Source organism: Pseudomonas sp. P5_A2_2 (genome assembly GCF_054177685.1).
In genome coordinates this window covers 1-1,806 of the sequence record NZ_JBGCUL010000897.1, presented here as the reverse complement: position 1 = coordinate 1,806, position 1,806 = coordinate 1, and the positions used below count along the sequence as shown (strand labels likewise).

Sequence of the window (1,806 nt, the reverse complement as noted above, 5' to 3'; positions counted from 1 at the left end):
GATCGAGCCGTCGGCATGGCGCATCGCCGACCCGATCAGCTTCCAGCGCGCACCGTCCTGCCGGGCTTTTTCGATGTCGCCAAGGCTGAGGGATGAAATGCCGCTACACGTGACGTCGCTGACCGTAAGCTTCGCGTCCAGCAGTTCATTCGCCAGGATCACCACCTTGAGGCGTACGTCATGACCCTCTACATCCGCCGTCGGGTCGGCTTCGGCGTAACCCAGCGCCTGAGCCTAGGCAACGGCCTCGGCAAACCCCAGGCCGCCTTCCATGCTGGTGAGCACGAAGTTGGACGTGCCATTGAGAATGCCTTCAAAACCGACAATGGAGCTGCCTGCCAGCGCCTGCCGGGCCAGGCGAATAACCGGCGTGCCGCTCATGACCGAGCCTTCGTATTCAAAGGCGACATGCTTGCGTCGAGCCAGTGCCTTGAGCTCGGCGCCGTGCAGGGCGATGGGGCCCTTGTTGGTGGTGACGACATGTTTGTCGCCCTCCAGCGCCCAACGGCAGAACGAAGTTGCCGGTTCACCGTCCACCGGGTTGGTAAACGTGGCTTCAACAATAATGTCCGCGCCGGAGTCCTTGATCACCGCTTCATTGAGGGCTGTGACGTCGCCACCCGACAGTTGCGCCAATGCACCTTTGACTGCCGGCAATTGGGCGAGCACATTGGCGTCCAGCCCTTCGCGGCCAATCACCGAACCGAGAAACAAGTCAGTCACACCAACGATTTTCAAGGTGAAACCCAGTTCTGTTTTCCACTGTTCGTTGCGTTCGGCAATCAGCTGAGCCAATGCCCGGTTAACACCACCAAAGCCAACCAGCGCCAATTTGTATTCAGTCATTTTGTTATGCCCTCGATCCGGGGAATGGGTTGTTGGGCACTAGGTTAGGGCTGGGCCCAGGGCAGTGAAATAGGCCAATTTGCTCTATTTTATGGGCGTTTTGACCAGTGTCAGGACAGAGTTTCGGAATCGGGTAGGAGCGAGCTTGCTCACGATGGCGGTCTTACATTCAACATCAATGTTGACTGTTGTGGCCTCATCGCGAGCAAGCTCGCTCCCACAGGTTTTGGGGACAGCTCGCGCCACCGATTTGGCCAAAGCTACCCGATGGTGCATCAACTGGTGGATCATCTGGAGGGTGGTGACCGCAATGCCCTGCTGGGCATTTCCAACAGCGTGATGCTCGCAGAAATCACCGCGAACCGCGTGCTTGATCAAATCGAGCTGGCCGCATAAACCCGCCTCACCACTGCCCCCTGTGGGAGCGAGCTTGCTCGCGATGGCGGCGTGACAGTCAATAGAGATGTTGGATGACAGGGCCTCATCGTCGGAACGCCGCCCGGAGCAAGCTCGCTCCCACAGGGATTGTGGCCGGCCGTGGGATTGGCGGTCACTGAAGATCAAAACTGTAGGAGCGAGCCTGCTCGCGATAGCGGTGGGGATATGGTTGCTTTTGCCCTGGCAACGTTGGGATGAAACGGGTGAGAGTGCCATGCCTGGCGCACGCATAAAAGCCAACACAGGTTGGCTTTTGGCGGTACGAAAAATGGGCTACACGACAGACGACAGCACAAAGGAGGTCACGGTGTTTTCCACCCCGGGCAACGCGGCAATTTCAGTCCAGACCTTGTGCACCCGCTGCGGGCTCGCAGCGCCCACCCGCAGCATCAAGTCGAATTCACCGCTCATGACATCGCACTGGATGACTTCCGGAATGGCCCGCAGCGCTTGCAGCACTTCCGCCCCCCGCATCCGGTCGTAGCGGTAAACGAAAATCACCGCGTTGATGTTCGAAGTGGC

The 1,806-nt window shown here is 58.8% G+C and carries 1 protein-coding gene and 2 pseudogenes; 1 reads left to right on the top strand and 2 read right to left on the bottom strand.

Features of this window, described 5'->3' with window-relative positions; translation table 11 throughout:
• Positions 1–846, bottom strand: a pseudogene (locus ACXRVY_RS27060) (homoserine dehydrogenase); the annotation flags it as partial.
• A 267-nt stretch (positions 847–1,113) separates the two neighbouring features.
• Here ACXRVY_RS27060 and ACXRVY_RS27055 point away from each other — a divergent pair.
• A pseudogene (locus ACXRVY_RS27055) lies at positions 1,114–1,242 on the top strand (DUF6124 family protein); the annotation flags it as partial.
• A gap of 315 nt (positions 1,243–1,557) precedes the next feature.
• On the opposite strand, the gene ACXRVY_RS27050 reads toward ACXRVY_RS27055, so the two are convergent.
• A partial coding sequence (locus ACXRVY_RS27050; protein ID WP_458238737.1) for an Lrp/AsnC ligand binding domain-containing protein occupies positions 1,558–1,806 on the bottom strand: 249 nt, incomplete at its 5' end.